General features: G+C 45.7%; 18 protein-coding genes. 5 read left to right on the top strand and 13 right to left on the bottom strand.

Going from position 1 to position 16,585, the window contains the following annotated elements:
* Nucleotides 1-8 precede the first annotated feature (8 nt).
* Nucleotides 9-884, top strand: a complete 876-nt coding sequence (locus ACY652_RS08955; protein WP_462268016.1) for a DUF6999 family protein — start codon at nucleotides 9-11, stop codon at nucleotides 882-884.
* Nucleotides 885-959: 75 nt separating this feature from the next.
* Here the strand turns inward: ACY652_RS08955 and ACY652_RS08950 are convergent, their stop codons facing one another.
* From ACY652_RS08950 to ACY652_RS08930, 5 genes are read right to left on the bottom strand one after another with little or no spacing between them, the layout of a single operon-like run.
* Nucleotides 960-1,370, bottom strand: coding sequence for a DUF6691 family protein (locus ACY652_RS08950; protein ID WP_462268014.1), 411 nt, complete (start codon nucleotides 1,368-1,370; stop codon nucleotides 960-962).
* A complete protein-coding gene (locus tag ACY652_RS08945) occupies nucleotides 1,367-1,927 on the bottom strand; it encodes a YeeE/YedE family protein (RefSeq protein ID WP_462268012.1) in 561 nt (186 codons plus the stop codon). The genes ACY652_RS08950 and ACY652_RS08945 overlap by 4 nt, the downstream gene beginning before the upstream one ends.
* 4 nt (nucleotides 1,928-1,931) lie before the next feature.
* Nucleotides 1,932-2,369 carry a TSUP family transporter gene (locus tag ACY652_RS08940; protein ID WP_462268010.1) on the bottom strand — a complete coding sequence of 146 codons (438 nt, stop codon included), beginning with the start codon at nucleotides 2,367-2,369 and terminating at the stop codon, nucleotides 1,932-1,934.
* A 55-nt stretch (nucleotides 2,370-2,424) separates the two neighbouring features.
* Complete coding sequence (locus ACY652_RS08935; protein WP_462268008.1) at nucleotides 2,425-3,033, bottom strand: Crp/Fnr family transcriptional regulator; 609 nt, start codon at nucleotides 3,031-3,033, stop codon at nucleotides 2,425-2,427.
* 13 nt (nucleotides 3,034-3,046) lie between these two features.
* The gene (locus ACY652_RS08930; RefSeq protein ID WP_462268006.1) at nucleotides 3,047-4,075 is read right to left on the bottom strand and encodes a LacI family DNA-binding transcriptional regulator; all 1,029 of its coding nucleotides are present in this window, start codon (nucleotides 4,073-4,075) and stop codon (nucleotides 3,047-3,049) included.
* A 172-nt stretch (nucleotides 4,076-4,247) separates the two neighbouring features.
* On the opposite strand from ACY652_RS08930, the gene ACY652_RS08925 reads away from it, so the two are divergent.
* From ACY652_RS08925 to ACY652_RS08910, 4 genes are all read left to right on the top strand, one after another.
* The gene (locus tag ACY652_RS08925; RefSeq protein WP_462268004.1) at nucleotides 4,248-5,684 is read left to right on the top strand and encodes a mannitol dehydrogenase family protein; all 1,437 of its coding nucleotides are present in this window, start codon (nucleotides 4,248-4,250) and stop codon (nucleotides 5,682-5,684) included.
* A 29-nt stretch (nucleotides 5,685-5,713) separates the two neighbouring features.
* Entirely contained in the window at nucleotides 5,714-7,039 is a 1,326-nt protein-coding gene (locus ACY652_RS08920) for an MFS transporter (RefSeq protein ID WP_462268002.1), read from the top strand.
* A gap of 547 nt (nucleotides 7,040-7,586) precedes the next feature.
* Nucleotides 7,587-8,381, top strand: coding sequence for a phospholipase D-like domain-containing protein (locus ACY652_RS08915; RefSeq protein ID WP_462268000.1), 795 nt, complete (start codon nucleotides 7,587-7,589; stop codon nucleotides 8,379-8,381).
* Nucleotides 8,372-8,587, top strand: coding sequence for a hypothetical protein (locus ACY652_RS08910; protein WP_462267998.1), 216 nt, complete (start codon nucleotides 8,372-8,374; stop codon nucleotides 8,585-8,587). Before ACY652_RS08915 ends, ACY652_RS08910 begins: the two co-directional genes overlap by 10 nt.
* 18 nt (nucleotides 8,588-8,605) lie before the next feature.
* Here ACY652_RS08910 and ACY652_RS08905 read toward each other — a convergent pair whose 3' ends face one another.
* The 8 genes from ACY652_RS08905 to ACY652_RS08870 form a co-directional block, all read right to left on the bottom strand.
* Nucleotides 8,606-9,823, bottom strand: coding sequence for a hypothetical protein (locus ACY652_RS08905; RefSeq protein WP_462267995.1), 1,218 nt, complete (start codon nucleotides 9,821-9,823; stop codon nucleotides 8,606-8,608).
* Nucleotides 9,824-9,891: 68 nt separating this feature from the next.
* Complete coding sequence (locus ACY652_RS08900; RefSeq protein ID WP_462267993.1) at nucleotides 9,892-10,479, bottom strand: hypothetical protein; 588 nt, start codon at nucleotides 10,477-10,479, stop codon at nucleotides 9,892-9,894.
* A 115-nt stretch (nucleotides 10,480-10,594) separates the two neighbouring features.
* Nucleotides 10,595-11,341, bottom strand: a complete 747-nt coding sequence (locus ACY652_RS08895; RefSeq protein WP_462267991.1) for a DUF72 domain-containing protein — start codon at nucleotides 11,339-11,341, stop codon at nucleotides 10,595-10,597.
* A gap of 205 nt (nucleotides 11,342-11,546) precedes the next feature.
* Nucleotides 11,547-11,867 carry a type II toxin-antitoxin system PemK/MazF family toxin gene (locus ACY652_RS08890; protein WP_462267989.1) on the bottom strand — a complete coding sequence of 107 codons (321 nt, stop codon included), beginning with the start codon at nucleotides 11,865-11,867 and terminating at the stop codon, nucleotides 11,547-11,549.
* The gene (locus ACY652_RS08885) at nucleotides 11,858-12,109 is read right to left on the bottom strand and encodes an AbrB/MazE/SpoVT family DNA-binding domain-containing protein (protein WP_462267987.1); all 252 of its coding nucleotides are present in this window, start codon (nucleotides 12,107-12,109) and stop codon (nucleotides 11,858-11,860) included. The genes ACY652_RS08890 and ACY652_RS08885 overlap by 10 nt, the downstream gene beginning before the upstream one ends.
* Before the next feature lie 35 nt (nucleotides 12,110-12,144).
* Nucleotides 12,145-13,404: a BamA/TamA family outer membrane protein gene (locus ACY652_RS08880; RefSeq protein ID WP_462267985.1), complete on the bottom strand. Its 1,260-nt coding sequence runs from the start codon at nucleotides 13,402-13,404 to the stop codon at nucleotides 12,145-12,147.
* A gap of 236 nt (nucleotides 13,405-13,640) precedes the next feature.
* Nucleotides 13,641-15,578, bottom strand: coding sequence for a beta-N-acetylhexosaminidase (locus ACY652_RS08875; RefSeq protein WP_462267983.1), 1,938 nt, complete (start codon nucleotides 15,576-15,578; stop codon nucleotides 13,641-13,643).
* Nucleotides 15,579-15,694: 116 nt separating this feature from the next.
* Nucleotides 15,695-16,501, bottom strand: coding sequence for an alpha/beta fold hydrolase (locus tag ACY652_RS08870; RefSeq protein WP_462267981.1), 807 nt, complete (start codon nucleotides 16,499-16,501; stop codon nucleotides 15,695-15,697).
* Nucleotides 16,502-16,585 lie beyond the last annotated feature (84 nt).

Below are 16,585 nucleotides of genomic sequence, written 5' to 3'. Positions count from 1 at the left end.
CCACCGCAATGCTGCATACCCGAGAATATTATGACAACATGGTTCATGAACCGCGCAACCCCAGCCACTGGCATGCGCTATTCTTGGATAAGAGCGTTCCCTTTAACGCCGATGCCAAGGCCGCATTTTTATATGACTCTTCTACACGAAGCCGGCAGTTTTTGTATCCGGTTGCCAAAGTGCTGGCCCGCTTGGCCATTATACTGATGCAACTGTTTAAAATTGTGGTGCCCAATTTAATTAATGCGCCCAAAACACTGCACAAATGCCTGTACATCGGCATGAAGTATTTTATAACGCCCGAAGCCAATTTCCTAATCCTGCGGCATTTTTACCTAGGGTCTGAAATTTTGAGATTTATTAAAGACAATGTTGACGGTGCAGAGCACATACCCATGAATCCGTTAAAGCCGCTGGAAGTGGCCGACGTGCAAGACAATATATTTCTGGAACATGACCTGAACCTTTATAATTTCATCATCAACCTGAACAAAGCGGTTGCTGATAAAAAAGTACGGATTGAAAAAAAAGACAATCCTGATTTCAGCGCTATTGGTAGCGGTGAAATTCCTTTTGCCGCTTTCAGGGACAAGTGGACAAACGTGATAGACCTGGCAACAGCCATTGAACTCTTTACCCCCGCCTATCAGTTTTACCTTACAGATAATGATTTTTGGCGGGCCACCAATTCGTTACAACTGGATGAGGTAATCGGCATTTATGCCAGTACCATTATGGATTGCCCTGAAAAATTGACAGCCTTAAACAACAAGCACCCTATGATTCCGCTGCCTACTTATGGTGCAGCGTTTAGGCTGCTGTTACACGGCTTTTCTACTGAGGTGCTGCATGCCATGCTGGTACAAGCTAAAAAGGCTGTTTAGCAAAAATGGAGCTTTAAAGGCACTTAAATGTCTGTTTTTAATTGCGATTTTATATAAGAAAACTTTTGTGTTAACTTATACAGGCCGATGCAATTTTAACAAACCATAAACCCAGGCGCCGGCAATGGCGCTCAGCAGTGTAACAGTGATAACCAGGTAGCCACTACCAACCAAGGCATATAACGGCCCCGGACAAGCGCCGGTTATGGCCCAGCCCAAACCAAAAATCAATCCGCCATATACATTTCCCCAGTGAAACTTTTTCTTAGGAATTACCACCGGCTCACCCTGTATTGTGTTTAATTTGAACTTCTTGATTAGCTGAATAGAAATCATACCGGTGATGATGGCACTGCCGATAATGCCATACATATGGAATGCCTGTAAGCGGAACATTTCCTGTATTCTGAACCAGGATAGGACCTGCGATTTAACCAGTACAATACCGAATATAAGGCCCAATAGTAAGAATTTTATATTCTTCATAGCTGTAAAAGATAAGGTAAAATGAACCAGGTCATGACGAAGCCGCCAATCATGAAACAGGCGGTAGCCACCACCGACGGCCATTGCAGCGAAGATAGCCCCATGATGGCATGGCCGGAAGTACAGCCCCCCGCATAACGGGTACCAAACCCAACCAGGAAACCACCAACAACCGTGAAAATAAACCCTCTAACGGTGAATAGTTGGCTAATGCTGAAAATATCCTGAGGCAACATACCGTTAAAATCCTTAACCCCTTCTTGCCGGAGCACGGCGGTGGTAGCGGCACTGATGTTCACCTGCCCCGGAGCGGAAAGAAAATAGGTAGCGATGAAGCCACCGATGATGATACCGGCCGCAAAGTAAAGGTTCCAGCTGTCTTTTTTCCAATCGTACCGAAAGAAGGTAATATTAGCCGGAATGCAGGCCGCGCAAACCTGCTGCAGCGTAGCGGATATACCAAACACTTTATTGCCCAATAACAATAAGACGGGCACCATAAGGCCGATTAATGGCCCTGCTACATACCAAGTCCAGGGATTTAACAGGATATTCATATTTTTAATTATACATTGTGGTAAACAGCACAAACAGCCCCATGAGCAGTACAAACCACCCAAACGCGGGCTTTAATTTAGCCTCATTAATAAATGCACGCAAATAGTCCCTAAAAATGATGCCTGCAGTTGCAAAAGAGCCAATGCTAAAAAGATGTTGCGGCATGGTGGGCATTACCCTTCTGTGCATCACAAATACGGCAATCTGGGCAGGCGTACCAAACAGGAAAGCTATCCTCAAATTAACATCTCCTTTTTGATAAAAACTGGCAGCCCCCGCGGCACTGGTTATATCCACTGCTAAAAGTGAGCAGGTAGTTGCCATAACCGGGGCTATGCTAAAAATACAAACCAATACCGCAACGGTGAGGATAGATACGCCGCTGAACAGGCCTAAGAATAAACCAATAAACAGCGCTGATACGTATCCTGTTACTTCCATTTTTGTTTGCTGAAACAAAAGTAGCCGTTGGTAAACCAGTAGTTGGTAACCTATGTTACAGAGGAATACATAAAATGATTTTATTTCGGGAAAGCTTAATGAGTTGCTGTTGCTCCATTTGTTTGAGCAGCCTGGATATTACTTCACGAGTGGTACCTAACTCCTCGGCCAGCTGCTGATGCGTAATGGTAAATTCGTTCGATGCATAAACGGCTGCCTTTCTTTTTAAAAGCGTAATGATTCGGTCATCTAATTTTTGAAAGGCAACTTCGTTGATAACATCAAGCAGTTCTTCGAAACGCTTATGATAAAGCTTAAAAATAAAATCGGCCCATTCCGGATAAATCCTGATCCACTCACTGGCCTTCGCAACAGGCAGCATCAGCACTTCCGATTCTTCTTCCACTACCAGTTTAACCTTACTGGTGTCATCATGTATACCGGCTAAAAAAGACATGATACAGCTTTCGCCGGTTTTAATGTAATAGAGTAAAATTTCTTTACCCTCATCATCCTGGCGCATTACCCGCAGGCTGCCATTGAGCACCACTGGTATATAACGGATATAGCTGTTAGCTTGCATGACTACCGCTCCGGCAGGAAGCGTTTTACGCAGACTGCTGGCATAAAGTTCTGCTTCTAATACCGCTCCAAAAAGTTTCATCCGGTAAATCTATCTACAATTGTCTGTTGATCCGTTCGGTAGAAGCTCTATAAACCAAGGCTGAGGCCAAGTAAATTGTTCTGTTAATGGCAGACGCATTTTTGATTTTTTCCAGCGCCAGCTCAGCTGCCGCTTCTCCCATTTTAAATAACGGCTGCTCAACCGTTGTTAATTGCGGATGCACAATAGTTGACAGCTCTGTCCCTGAAAAACTGGCAATACCGACCTCTTGGGGAATGCTGATATTTTGTTCAAGCAAATAGTTCATTGCACCTATAGCCAGCGTGTCTGTAAATGCGAAGATAGCATCAAACTTTACGTTCTTACGCATAAGCTCCTGTATTGCTTGTTTTCCACATGCAAATTCCGTTCCCTCAGTTTTCACAATTAACTCCCTGTCATAAATATTGTGCTTCTTCAGACTATTTTTATAGCCCATTGCCCTGTTTCTCGCGTTCTGGATAGAAGATGGCCCCATGATGTGGGCAATTCTCCGCTTGCCGGTTGCAATCAGATGCTCCACCATAAGCGATGCCTTGATATGATCATCTGCAACAACTTTTGAAACGTCTAAATCAACGCGGGGCAGTCTGTCAAAAAATACTAACGGCGTTCCCCGGGCTATGAGCTGCCGGTACAGTCCATCATTCTGGGTTTCGTGGCATAAGTTAATGATAATAGCATCTACATTATAGCCTTCCAACAGCAAAAGGTTCTGCCTTTCAATAACGGGATTTTCATCCGATTGCATGATGATGATCTTGAATCCCTCACTGCCTAAAATGTTTTGGATCCCACGCAAAACAGTTGCCGAAAATGTAGTCACCATTTCCGGGACAACAAGGCCTATATTTTTAGACTGACCATACCTTAAACTCAAAGCAGCAGGATTAGGTCTGTAACCGAGCCGATCTGCAGCTTCCAATACCTTCTTTTTAGTTTCAGGATGTATGTTCTTGTCATTTAGCAACGCCCTTGATACTGTAGACGTTGAGAGCAACAAATGTTTTGACAAATCTTTCAGGGTTATACGCTTTATCATTTCAATGGGTAAAATGCTGAAAATTAAGTACAATCGCCGGGTAATCACCAAAAACTCTTTTCTGGGAACGTTTGCAGATAATTGGTAACGTTCCCAAACCCTTTTCCCTCTTTAAAATTTGCTTAACGATCAGGATTGACTAATTTACTAAACCAATTGGTAAACATCATAAATGAACGTTATTCCTTATAACTACTCACCCGAAGCAATCCGGCTGGGAATTTTGCATATCGGTGTTGGCAACTTTCACAGGGCACACCAGCAGTTTTATATCAACAGGTTGCTGGAAGACAGCGATCAGCAGCACTGGGGCGTCTGCGGCGTATGCCTGCTGCCATCCGATAAAAATGTGGTCGAAAACTTAAGGTCACAAAATCTTGAATATACGCTTACGGTTTGCGGCAGGCATGGCGGGGATGAAGTTTATCAGATAGGTTCGTTACGGGAGTTGATCTGGGGTGTTGAACAGCCCGAAATGGTTATACAAAAAATTGCAGAAGATACTATAAAAATTATTACGCTTACAATTACAGAAGGCGGTTATAACATCAATAAGGAAACCAATGAATTTGATTTTGAAGATGAAAAAATTAAACATGACCTGCATTACAAGGATCAACCCATAACAGTATTCGGGTTTTTAGCGGCGGGGCTTCGAAAACGCAGAGCGGGTAACTGCAGCGGCATTACCATCCTGAGCTGCGATAATTTACAGCACAACGGAGATACGGCGAAAAAAGCTTTTATTTCCTTTATACAAGCTCAGGATAAAGATTTAGCAGAATGGGCAGAAGCCCATGTAACTTTCCCTAACAGTATGGTTGACCGGATAACGCCTGCAACAACTGCTGAAAATATTGCAAAGCTGAATGAGTTAAGCGGTGCGAACGATAAAGCGCCTGTACATTGCGAGGACTTTTGCCAGTGGGTAATAGAAGACCATTTTATAGGTGGCAGGCCGGCTTTAGAAAGAGTTGGCGTAGCGTTTACTGCGGATGTAACTACCTACGAAAACATGAAACTGAGCCTTTTAAATGCCTCCCATACGCTTTTATCCTATCCTGCCTTTCTGAAAGGGTACCGTAAAGTAGATGAAGCGATGCGGGATGATGATATCTGCCGGTACATCCGCGATTTTATGGATATTGACATATCCCCGTATGTGCCGCCTCCGGCTGGTATTGATTTAGAAAAATACAAACAAACACTTTTGGAAAGATTCGCCAACCGGTCTATAAGTGACCAGGTCAGCCGGCTATGCGCCGATGGTATCTCCAAATTCCCGGTGTATATTGTGCCTAACTTAGCCAAAATGATAAAGGATCGGAAAGACCTGACACGCTTGGCCTTCCTGATCGCCGCTTACCGGCATTACCTTAAATATCAGCTGGATGAGCAAGGGCAGGCCTATGACATACTGGAACCAGCAAAATCTGTTGAGGATGAACAATTAATTGAAAGCGATAGTGCAGCAGATTTCCTGAATTTATCGGCTTTTAAGAGTTTAAACCTTAAAACGGCAGAAACCTTTGTACCTGTATACCTGAATTTCGTAAACGCCATTAAAGATAAAGGCATTTCTGAAACGCTGAAATTGCTAACGGCTTAATTTATTGTTTATCCCCTGCTTCACTAAACATGGAAACAAAATCCGGCAACCGTATATTACCCTACGCCATTGTTACATTTATCTACTTCATCGTCGGTTTTTTAACAACCGTTAATGAACAGTTACAAGCGCCCTTAAAATTTGCCTACCTGAATCAGGCCGGAGGCTTAAAGAACACGCTTACCACGCTGATCTCCTTCTTCTTTTTTTTGGGTTATTTGATAAACGGAACATTAGGCAGTAAATGGGTTAATGTGGCAGGGTATAAAAAAACGCTGATACGGGGGCTTTTATTTATCCTGTCCGGCCTGCTGATGTACCTGTGTTCATCGTGGTTTGGGTATACTTACCCGCATCGTGAACTGCATTTTACCAATGTGGTTATACCCTACGGCTTTATTATTTTCCTTGCGGGTTCTTATTTAATGGGCACGTCGGCAGCTGTCATCCAGGTGGTGGTTAATCCTTACGTAGCCTCGTACGATTTAAAAGGCACGCAGCCGGTGCAGCGCCTGAATATCACAACAGGCATTAATTCCATAGGCACCACCTCGGCGCCATTTTTTGTTACGCTTGTTATGTTTAGCGGCATTCCAATCATACACATTCACATCCAGCAGCTATTGCTGCCGCTATCCGTTTTTATTGTTTGCATAATTACCGTTATTTTGATAACCAGCAGCCTTAACATACCCGATATTCCAAACACACGGACAGTTGCAGGTGAAAAACTGGAGCGCAGTATTTGGTCTTTTAAACACTTTGCTTTAGGTGTAATGGCAATTTTCTTTTATGTAGGTACGGAGGTTTCCATTGGGGCCAATATCAATCTTCATGCGTTTGAACTGATGCAGGCAGGGCACCCCATGACCTTTTTTGGTAAAACCAAGCTCATTATCGGCGGACTGAATTTGGGTATACCTGCCTTATTATCTACCTTGTACTGGGGCGGATTTTTAGTGGGCAGAGGCATATCAAGTTTCCTTACCCGTGTTTCGGCGCGAAGGCAGCTAACGGTAACCACCATACTGGCGGCCTTATGTGCGGTTCTGGCAATAGCAACCCAAAATTTATGGTTCCTGGTTGCCATTGGGCTATTGCATTCCTCTATGTGGAGCTGCATCTATTCACTTTCCATCAGGGGGCTTGGTAAATATACCTCAAGGGCATCCGGCGTTTTTGTGTCCGCGGTATTTGGCGGCGCCGTGTTTACGCTTTTGCAGGGCGGTCTGGCAGATATCTTTGGCACCTGGCGGTGGACATGGAGCCTGTCTGTTATCTGTGAGTTGTTGATGCTTTCTTACGCCTTGTTTGGATCACGGCCAAGAGCGCAGGATCTGCTTTTACCTGATTAACATTTTATTACCCGTAATGGGATAAGCGATAAGAAGAAAAGTTTACCGGGAATTGCCGAGTGCAGACCGCTGTTACCATAATTTAATTGATAATAGCTGAAGTGATTGAATACAAGAGCGGCCTTAAAATGGCGGCTTGAAGGCTGCTCTTACTATTGCCCTCCCCTATGTTTATTGGCCAAGCCCTGCTAACAGAAGGAACTGTTCGTTTTTACTGACAGCTACATCATCAGTTAACGCGGCTTTTGCGGGAAACAGCACCTACTGCCAGCATAAGTTTATTTTACCTTTCAGGTGTTCACGTTCACGGTGCGTGAACACTCGTGAACACCTGTGAACACTGACAAGCTCTTGTCAGTATACTGGCTTGTGCTTGTTTATGAATATATATCCGGCATGACTTGAGTGCCGTCTTTTCAACACTTGTATTTCAAAAGATGGGAATGGGAAAGATTTTCTAAAATATTTTTGTAAAGTATAATTGTGTAGCTGCTACTTAAAGCAGATATGATATATTAGATCTGGATTATCCAAAGCCAATATCACAATGCGATTACTGAAAAACCCTTGGATTGACACTTTTAATGATTTAAGCAGCAGTGCAAAATCTTCAATTAAGATTGCTGCACCTTATGTAAAAGCCGGTGTTGTTAGCCGTTTGCTGGATGTTAAACTAAAAAGTGTTAATCTATCCTTAATTACCTCCTTTAAGCTACAAAACTATTACCGTGGAGCCTCTGACCTTAATGCACTATCCAGCATTATAGATACAGGCGGAACAGTAAGTAATTATCAAAAGCTTCACGCTAAAACTTATGTATTTGATGAAAAATTTGCCATTGTAACATCTGCTAATTTAACCAACAATGGCTTGATTCATAATTATGAATACGGCGTATTGATTGATGAACCTGTACTGATCAATCAAATTATAAACGATTATGAAGCATTGCTGAAGGATGAGATTACAGGTGAAATAACAACATTCAAAATTAATCAGGCAAAGGAAATTTTATCGAAAATACCTCCTGCTGAGCGGGTGCACATACCTAATATAGAATCAGAAACTACAACCAACACAACTGACATTTATACAGGCGGCATCAATACAATTACAACTTCACTGAAGGGTTGGCAGTTGGCCGTGTTTGAATGCCTGATGCAGATAAAAGCTACTCAATTTACCATTGTAGACATCAATAGATTTGTTCCTGTGCTTGAAGATAGGTTTCCTAACAATAATCACATAGAAGCCAAAATAAGGCAGCAATTACAATTATTAAGAGATAACGGACTGATTGAGTTTTTAGGCGGAGGCAATTATAAGAAGCTATGGCAGTAAGAAAGAAAAGCGCATCATCCAGCAATGCGAAAACCAGCTTTACATTAGATGAAGTGCGCAAACTGGTGAAGAATGCCTACGAAGTGGGCTTCTGTGACGGCATAGATGATGCGATGAACGATACCGGGGAGTATCGTGGTGCTGATGATTTTTGGGAAAAGAATGTTGACAAATGGTTGAATAACGAAATTACTTATGGTCAATAGTCAATTTGTAAACCAGCCTCACTTTTTCCTTGCCTTAAACGCCGCCTTTATCTCTGCCAGGGTTTTGTTCTGCATGTTGTAGGCCTTGTCGGTCATCAGTTTGCCGGCTTGGTAGGTGCGCAGGTTGTAGGTGTGGGGGGCAGTTCCGGCGGTGTAAATAATGCCGTAGGGTTTGCCTTCAAAATACTGGTACTGGCCCAGGTAGTCGGGCCTGCCACCGGGTTGGAACTGTTCGCTTAGCATGCTTACAAAAAAGGCTTTGTTCAGCGGGCGAAGGGTGAACAGGCTTTGCGCCATCTTGTACAGGAAAGGGCTGCCGTCGTTGCCGTTTTCCTCCCGCCGGGTTTCACGCTCCAGCGCCTGTATATCCTTCACCTGTTCAATATACAGCCTGCCGTTCTTTTCAATATATACCTGCGGGGTCTGGCGGCTAAGTTTGGGCTGGTCGGCCAGCTCATGGTGCAGGTATTCAATGGTGTTATCGGCTTTGCCGTTGCTGTTCAGCACTTCAAGCCGCCTGCCCTGTGCGTTAAACGTAAGGTGCAGTTGGTGGGCGCTCAGCGAGCTTTGCAGCAAATAGCCGCTGGCCTCAGGTGTTACGCGTATAAACTCGCCGTAATGCATGGCAAACAACCCGACCACAAAAAAATCAGTTTTACCGTTTTTTACCGCATGTACCAGTTCGGCCGCAGCACCCTTTATTTCAATGGTGCTTAGTTTTATACCGTTGGTTAATACGCCATTGGTAAAGGTATTGCGGGCATCCAGGGTGGTATAGGCTTCTTCGGTATCCTCACGGGCGGTTACGGTATTGTACTGGTCGTTATAAAGCTGCTCTATTAGTTGCCCGTTTTGGTAAAAGCTGTATATCATCCAGTCCAAGGCTGCGCCGTCCTGCTTAAAAAAGCCGTTGTAGGGCTTGCCTGCCTGGTAATCGCCAATCAGGTAATCGCCATAGGTAGCCGAATGGTAAATATACGGGCGGTTGGCGGCGGTCTTCAGACTATCGGGCAGGTGCAGTTTCATGTTCAGCTCCTTTATCAAATGCTTTGGGGCATCAAACACATTATAGCACTTGGCGTAGCCTTTGGTACGGTCGTAATTATTGCTGCACTGGTAATCGCTTTTTTGCAGGGTAATCTGGTTCCGGGCATTCAGGTGCAGGTCCGCATCCTGGGCATCACTATAGGTTGGCATCAGCAGTAACAGTAAGGTAATGGTAAACAGGGCTCTCATCAGTTGCTGAACCAACAGCAAAAGCAAGGCTTTGTTTATCATCAACCAAACCCGGTACAGGTACAGCTTTAATGACTAAACAGAACGGGGGCCACCTGCGGCGCCAAACAGCCCAATACAAAGCCGCCTATGATACAACCCAGCGACAGGGTAAACATTGGAATAGACAAAAACATTTTGTAGGTGGGCTGGCTTTCCCTTACCTGTACGGAGTACCGGCTGGCATCTGCGGGTTGCCCTGCAAGCCAGTTGAGCGCTGCCGTAATCGCATTGGTTTTTCCCGTGGTCTTATCCACAGATAGCCGGTAGCTGCCGCTTTGTGCCGAAAACTTGTACAACTCCATACGCCCGGTTTTAAACCCGTTCACGTGCGGATTAAATACAGAGGTATGCAGCGGTACCTGCTGCCCGCCGATTTCATGGCTGATGTTGAACCTGTACTGCCCCGGGAAACGGCTCAGCAGTTCCGCATTCAGCCATAAGGCGTACGTACCGCTTACCGGTATGCTGAACGTCGCCGCCTCCTGCGATAATGGAACCTCGGCCAGCACCTGCCCGCTAAGGGTTTTCCTGAGCATACGTATGGTTTGCACCAGCAGGTATATACCCACAGGCACCAGGCAAAAGCACAAAATACGGAATGCAGTTACAGACATAACATTATCAATACATCAACCCTTAGCTTTGTTTTGCTGGTATTACCCGGCATTTAATCACAAAGCCAGCCACCAATACGCATAATTTACAACTTGTTTTATTGCAGTTTGTTACCTAAAGCAGCTCACTTACCATCCGGTTCAGCGTCATGAGGTTTTTAACCGCCTCGCCCATGGTGTTGTTAAAGTAGGCGTATACCTCTTTGCCGTCCTGCATCCATTCGCGGATGTATTGGGCATATTCGTACAAAAAATCGTCACTGTAACTGCCACGGTAGCCGCCCTGCGGGCCGTGGAAGCGCAGGTAGATAAAATCGGTATCGCTATCAGGCATGGGCGCGGCGGAGGCCGGCAAATCGTGCCATACCATAGCCGCCCGGTGCTGGTCTAATAGCTCATACACCTCCTCCTGGTACCAGGAGCGGTTACGGAACTCTACGGCTATCTTCCACTGCCGGGCCTCGTTGGCCTGATTGATTTCCGATAGCAGATCATGCAGCCGGGGTGGGTTAAGGGCGGTAGAGGGCGGCAACTGCACCAGCAGGCAACCTTTCTTAGGGCCGGCCTGGTTAATTACACTGATAAACTGCGGAATTAAATCCGGATCGAAATTAAAACCCTTTTGGTGGGTGATTTCCTGCCATAGCTTAAACGTGAACCTGAAATCATTGGGCACTTCGCCAGCCCATTTGGCTACCGTTTTAGCCATAGGCAACTTGTAAAAGGTACTGTTCACCTCCACGCTATTAAACAGGGAGCCATAATAAGTCAGCCGGCTCTTATCCTGAAAATCGGACGGGTAGGCCTGTTTGTTTTTGGCAGGTACGACGATGTTGCTGGTGCCGGAGAAGAAGGGAGACATTTGGTATTAATAATGTATTATGTACATTAGTACTACCAGTAAGTTTTAAAATTTGAAAAGCTGTTTAGAAATGAAACCTGTTGTCATTTCGACCGCAGGGAGAAATCTTCTTAAAGCAGCCTGTGTGTAGCAGAAGATTTCTCCCTGCGGTCGAAATGACATGGTGAACCTTTTATGCTGTTGAATTTGTTCTACGTAACTTCTTTTAGCACAGCATTTGAAACAGCACCTGCTTTACCGCAGCTACTTCTTGTATATTTAACCGGCCTAATGAGATGCCAATCCTTTGCTTGTCTACCGTTCTGATCTGATCCAGCATTATAGCGCCCTGCTCCTCATTCACCTTACATATTACACGGGTAGGATAATCTTTCAGTATGTGGATTAAAGGTGCAATAATTAAGGTTCTGAGGTAACGGTTCATTTCATCAGGCGATATGATTACGCAGGGCCGGGTTTTGCTTATCTCGCTGCCCTGGGTAGGGTCGAGGTTAATCCAATGGATGGCGTACTGTTTTATTTCCATGTCCAGTCGCTGGTATCTTCATCCTCAAAAGTGTCAGGCAAAGCCTGCTCATCATCGCCGTTCGCTGCCATAGCCTGAAATGCTTCGGCCCAGCCTTTCCATTTATCTTCGGCAGGCGTAATAACAATTGAGTTTTCCTTGACTTCAATGTTTACCTCATTTTCAATATAACATTGCTTTAATAATTGCTGTGGCAAGATGATGCCTTTAGAGTTGCCGATATTTCTTAAAGTGGAACGCATAACTAAAGTTATAACATGATGCAATTTATAAGAAACTAAAACGCCTCACCCACATCAATAAACAACCCTTTCGATCCCTGCCGGCCGAAGCCGTAATCAATAGCCACATTGGTACGCGAGGTTTTATTGAGTTTGATGCGCAGGCCGGGGCCAATGGCGGGCTGAATGGATTGCAGCCTGGTGCCCGGCGCGGCCGACAGCGTTTGGGCGTTTACAAAGATAACGCCGCCCAGCAGCCCGTTACGGGTGAGCTGAAAGCGGTACTCACTTTCTAAATACAGCATCTGTGCACCACGAAAACGGCCCTGTATATAGCCGCGGCCGGTAGCCGAGTTTTGGTCCCATGAGGTACTGGGCAGGTCGAGATAACCGGGGCGCCCGGTGAGTACCAGCCAGTCATACGTCCAGAAGGCCAGTACATTGTTAGAGCTTTCGGGGAAATGGAAATACCGCCTTGCATCTATCAATAATGATGACCAGTGCGTGGTGCTGCCCAGAAAGCGGTCGGCCCGGCGATACATCACACTGGCGAGCCAGCCGGTTGAGGGATTAATGGAAAAATCACGTGAATCATACACCGCATTCAGGGTATTGCCCGAAGAAATGGTATGGCTGCGTGTGCCGTAGTTGCGGTAATCATTACGAGCGCCATTAAGCGGCCCTTCGTCCGAAATATTCCAGTGCGTATCTACAATGTAACCGGCACCCGCATACAGGTTACCTGTAATATGGTGCAGGGCGGTTTCATAAAAACGCGCGAAATTAAAATCCATCGGGTTTTCATCCCTGATATTGGTATTACTGCCCAACCCGTAGGTAGGTTGGGGATAGGTATAAAAGCGGTAATCGCCCAAAAAATTCCAGTTATTATCTTTGCTCCAGATGCTGGTTTGAATGGGAATGGTGAACTGCTTGTTCTGCGTGTAATCGGCACTGGCAATGATGGTGGAAATGCGCGATTGCGGCCCTCTGCGCCAGGCTATGTTACCCGACAGTACAATAGCAAACCTTGATACCAGCGTATAGCCAATGGCCGGCACTACAGAAATTTCGGGTTTTGAGGTAACAGAATCTATGCCTGCCGCAGGCGGACGGTGAAACAGCCGGCGCAGCACATCGCCAAAATCCTTCTGCGTTATGCCTTTATCATTCTTGATAATGGTATCTTTTTGCGGTGTACTGTTCTTTCCTGCCGGGATGATAGATGGGATTGGGATAGATTTAGTATCCTGCGCCATAGCCAGCACCGGGGTGCCACACATCAGCAACAACAAAAAGTAAAGGCGAACTTTCATTTTAGAATCTACCCCTTGATGCTAAAGAGTTATATCAAGAGCCTGCAATTGCAAACATAGCAATTAGCGGTTGAAGTAGCACAAATGTTACACAAGGAACTAAATCGAATCTGTTTCATTAAACTTATTACTTCTCCCCTCTTTCGGTTGCCGTTTGCAGCCATAGCTTTAAACAAAACCGCCGCTTTACCTTTCAACAGGTAAAGCGGCGGTTGGCGGGTTTATATCTTGCTGATTTAGTTAACCGCAGCTACGGTATTAACCTTGCGCCTGGTGCGGCGGTTCATATCCTCAACCGTCAGGTTAATCATACGCCCTACAGGCTCTTTACCCTTATAGGTAATCACCCGCATTTGAAAGGCATCTTTAGGTACAATCAGTGTTTGGCTGTACTTTTTACCAAATCGGTCGGGAAAGGTATTATCAAAACTGTAATAAATATCCAGCCCGGTTATTTCGGTAGATAAGCCCACCTGCAACTCATTGGCGGCATTTACAGTTACATTGAAGATAGGGTCATACACCGCAGGGGAATAATTAATCTCGGCAGCATCCAGCCGCTTAAACTGCTGCTGCACCCGGCTGGCAAAATCGGGCCAGCTTTTGTTCGCCTTAGGGGACCATACTGATTCGGAGATAGCCAGCGCGCGGGGATAAGTCATGTATTCGGCATGGCGCATGTTGTATACCTGCTCCGTCCACAAATTAGCCTGGCCGCCTTTAATATAACGGGCATCCACGCTATCGGGCACCGGCTCAAACTGGTAAGCTTTGTTGAGGCGCAGTGTAGCATATACTTTAGGCTCAATGGCCTGGTCGCCCTGCATATAATCAATATAGGCAAAATCGGTAGGGCTCATTACTACATCATGCTTCATTTTGGCAGCAGCAATACCGCCCTTCATGCCCCGCCAGCTCATCACGGCAGCGTTAGGCGCCAGGCCGCCCTCTAAAATTTCATCCCAGCCCATAAAACGCTTGCCTTTAGATTCTACAATCTTTTCCAGCCGTTTTTCAAAGTAGGACTGTACTTCTTCCTGTGTTTTCAGGTTTTCGCGCTGCATCAGGGCTTTAACGGCATCGCTTTTCTCCCAAAAGTTTTTAGGGCACTCATCGCCACCCACATGAATATACTGGAACGGAAACAACTGGGCAACTTCGGTCATCACCTTGTCCAAAAATACATATACGTTCTCGTTCGCCGGACAAAGGGTATTATCAATCAACGCTTCGGGCGGGCGCTTGCTCCAGTCCATAATTACTTCGCCAGAGCGTACCTGGTACTTATCAGCCCCCGGTGTGCAGGAAAGTTCAGGGTAAGAGGCTACCGCGGCCAGGCTATGACCGGGTACATCTATTTCGGGCATAATGTTTACAAAACGGGCCTGTGCGTATTTAACCAGCTCGCGTATATCATCCTGCGTATAAAACCCGCCATAATTGCGGGGCTCATTAGGTGCAGCAGGCGAGAAAGTGCCAAAGTAACCTTCTTTTTTTACGCTGTAAGCGCCTACCTGGGTAAGCTTAGGCAGGCTCTTAATTTCAATGCGCCAGCCTTCATCATCAGCCAGGTGCAGGTGCAGTATGTTAAATTTATAGCGCACCATGTCATCAATATAATGCTTTACTTCTTCTTTGGTGAAAAAGTGGCGGGCCACGTCAAACATCAGTCCGCGCCACTCAAAGCGGGGATAATCCACAATCTGCACACATGGCGCTTTCCAGGCCACAGTTGCCATTTTACTTTTACTCTCTATGGCCGGCGGAAACAATTGCAACAGCGTTTGCACGCCATAAAATAACCCGGCCGGTGTATTGGCCGTAATTACAATACGTTTAGGCATTACTGATAACTGGTAACCCTCTTTACCCAAGCCTGCATTTTCAGCCGTGTTCAGCAACAAACTGATGGTTGAAGTAAGGCTGTGCTGTAAGGTAACCGTTGAACCGGCAGCAGTAGTCAGCCTGTTTTTCAGGGTAGTTACCGCAACGGCCAGTTCGGGGGTGGCAGGTGCATCAATGGTTACGCTTTTAGGCAGGGTGAAATAACCTGTCATGCGCGTAGCTTTAACCGGTACAGGCACTACGTTAATGTCATTAATAACTGTGGTTTGCGCAGTGGCTGTGGCACAAAGCAATGCGCAGCAGCAAAGCAAAGCCAATGTTTTTCTCATAAGATAAAGCAGTTAAGTAGTATAAAGGTAGGGCAAGGTAACAGATTAATTGCTAAGCTGCAAAGTAAAATAATGAAGTACAGCGATTAAGCTTGCACTTTACAGCCTGGCATGCTTTACAACTCTTTCATAAATGCCAGCACCGCATCGGCAAATTCCTGCGTACTGTAGGCATGATTATGATCGCCGGGAGTGTACTGCAACCGGGCGCCGGGAATGTAGCTTTGCAATACCATCTCCGAGCCATTATCCACATCGTTGCTGCCGCGCAGCACCATTACCGGGATATGAATGCGCCCAAGCTCCTGTGGTGTGGTTACCGGCTGGTATTTTTGCTGGTAAGCCAAAGCCATACGGTTAAAGTGCATCTTGTCGATATAATCAAGCGTACCCTGCATACCATACTTGTTGCGCGCAGTAGTATCGCCGCTCAGTACCTGGTAAAAACGCCTGGGCACTTCCCAGTTGGGGTTGGTAAAGGCATCGCCCATACCGCCAAGTATGGCTTTACGGATGTGGGTAGAATCTAATACCAGCAACCGGGCGGCCACAATGGCGCCGCGCGAGTAACCTACCACATCATATTTTGTGATACCCAGGCTGCTTAACAGCCCGGCAATGTCTTTTACCTGTGCATCATTGGCATACCCCTGCTCATTGGGCATGGCCGACTGGCCGTTGCCCCGCATATCAGGCACAATTACCCGGTAACCGGCTTTTACCAATGTAGCATAAGCAGGTGTTTTCAGCCAGTTGGCGCTGGTATTAGCAAAACCGTGCAGCAAAACTACCGGGTAACCCTTTCCGGCAGAGGCATAATAAATTTTAGCCCCATCGAACGAAGTGTAGGTGCTGCCCTGCTGGTTTTGGGCATATCCTGCAGCAGTTAGCCACAGCAGCAATAAAGTAATGTAATAACGCATTTGTATAATAATGAATATTGAACTGACTATAATTACTCCGGTATTTGGCTATTCAACATTCATTATTCAATATTGATTTAAAAG

It is taken from the genome of Mucilaginibacter sp. (assembly GCF_965200995.1).
Classification (GTDB): domain Bacteria; phylum Bacteroidota; class Bacteroidia; order Sphingobacteriales; family Sphingobacteriaceae; genus Mucilaginibacter.
This window is presented reverse-complemented; position numbering and strand designations above follow the sequence as displayed.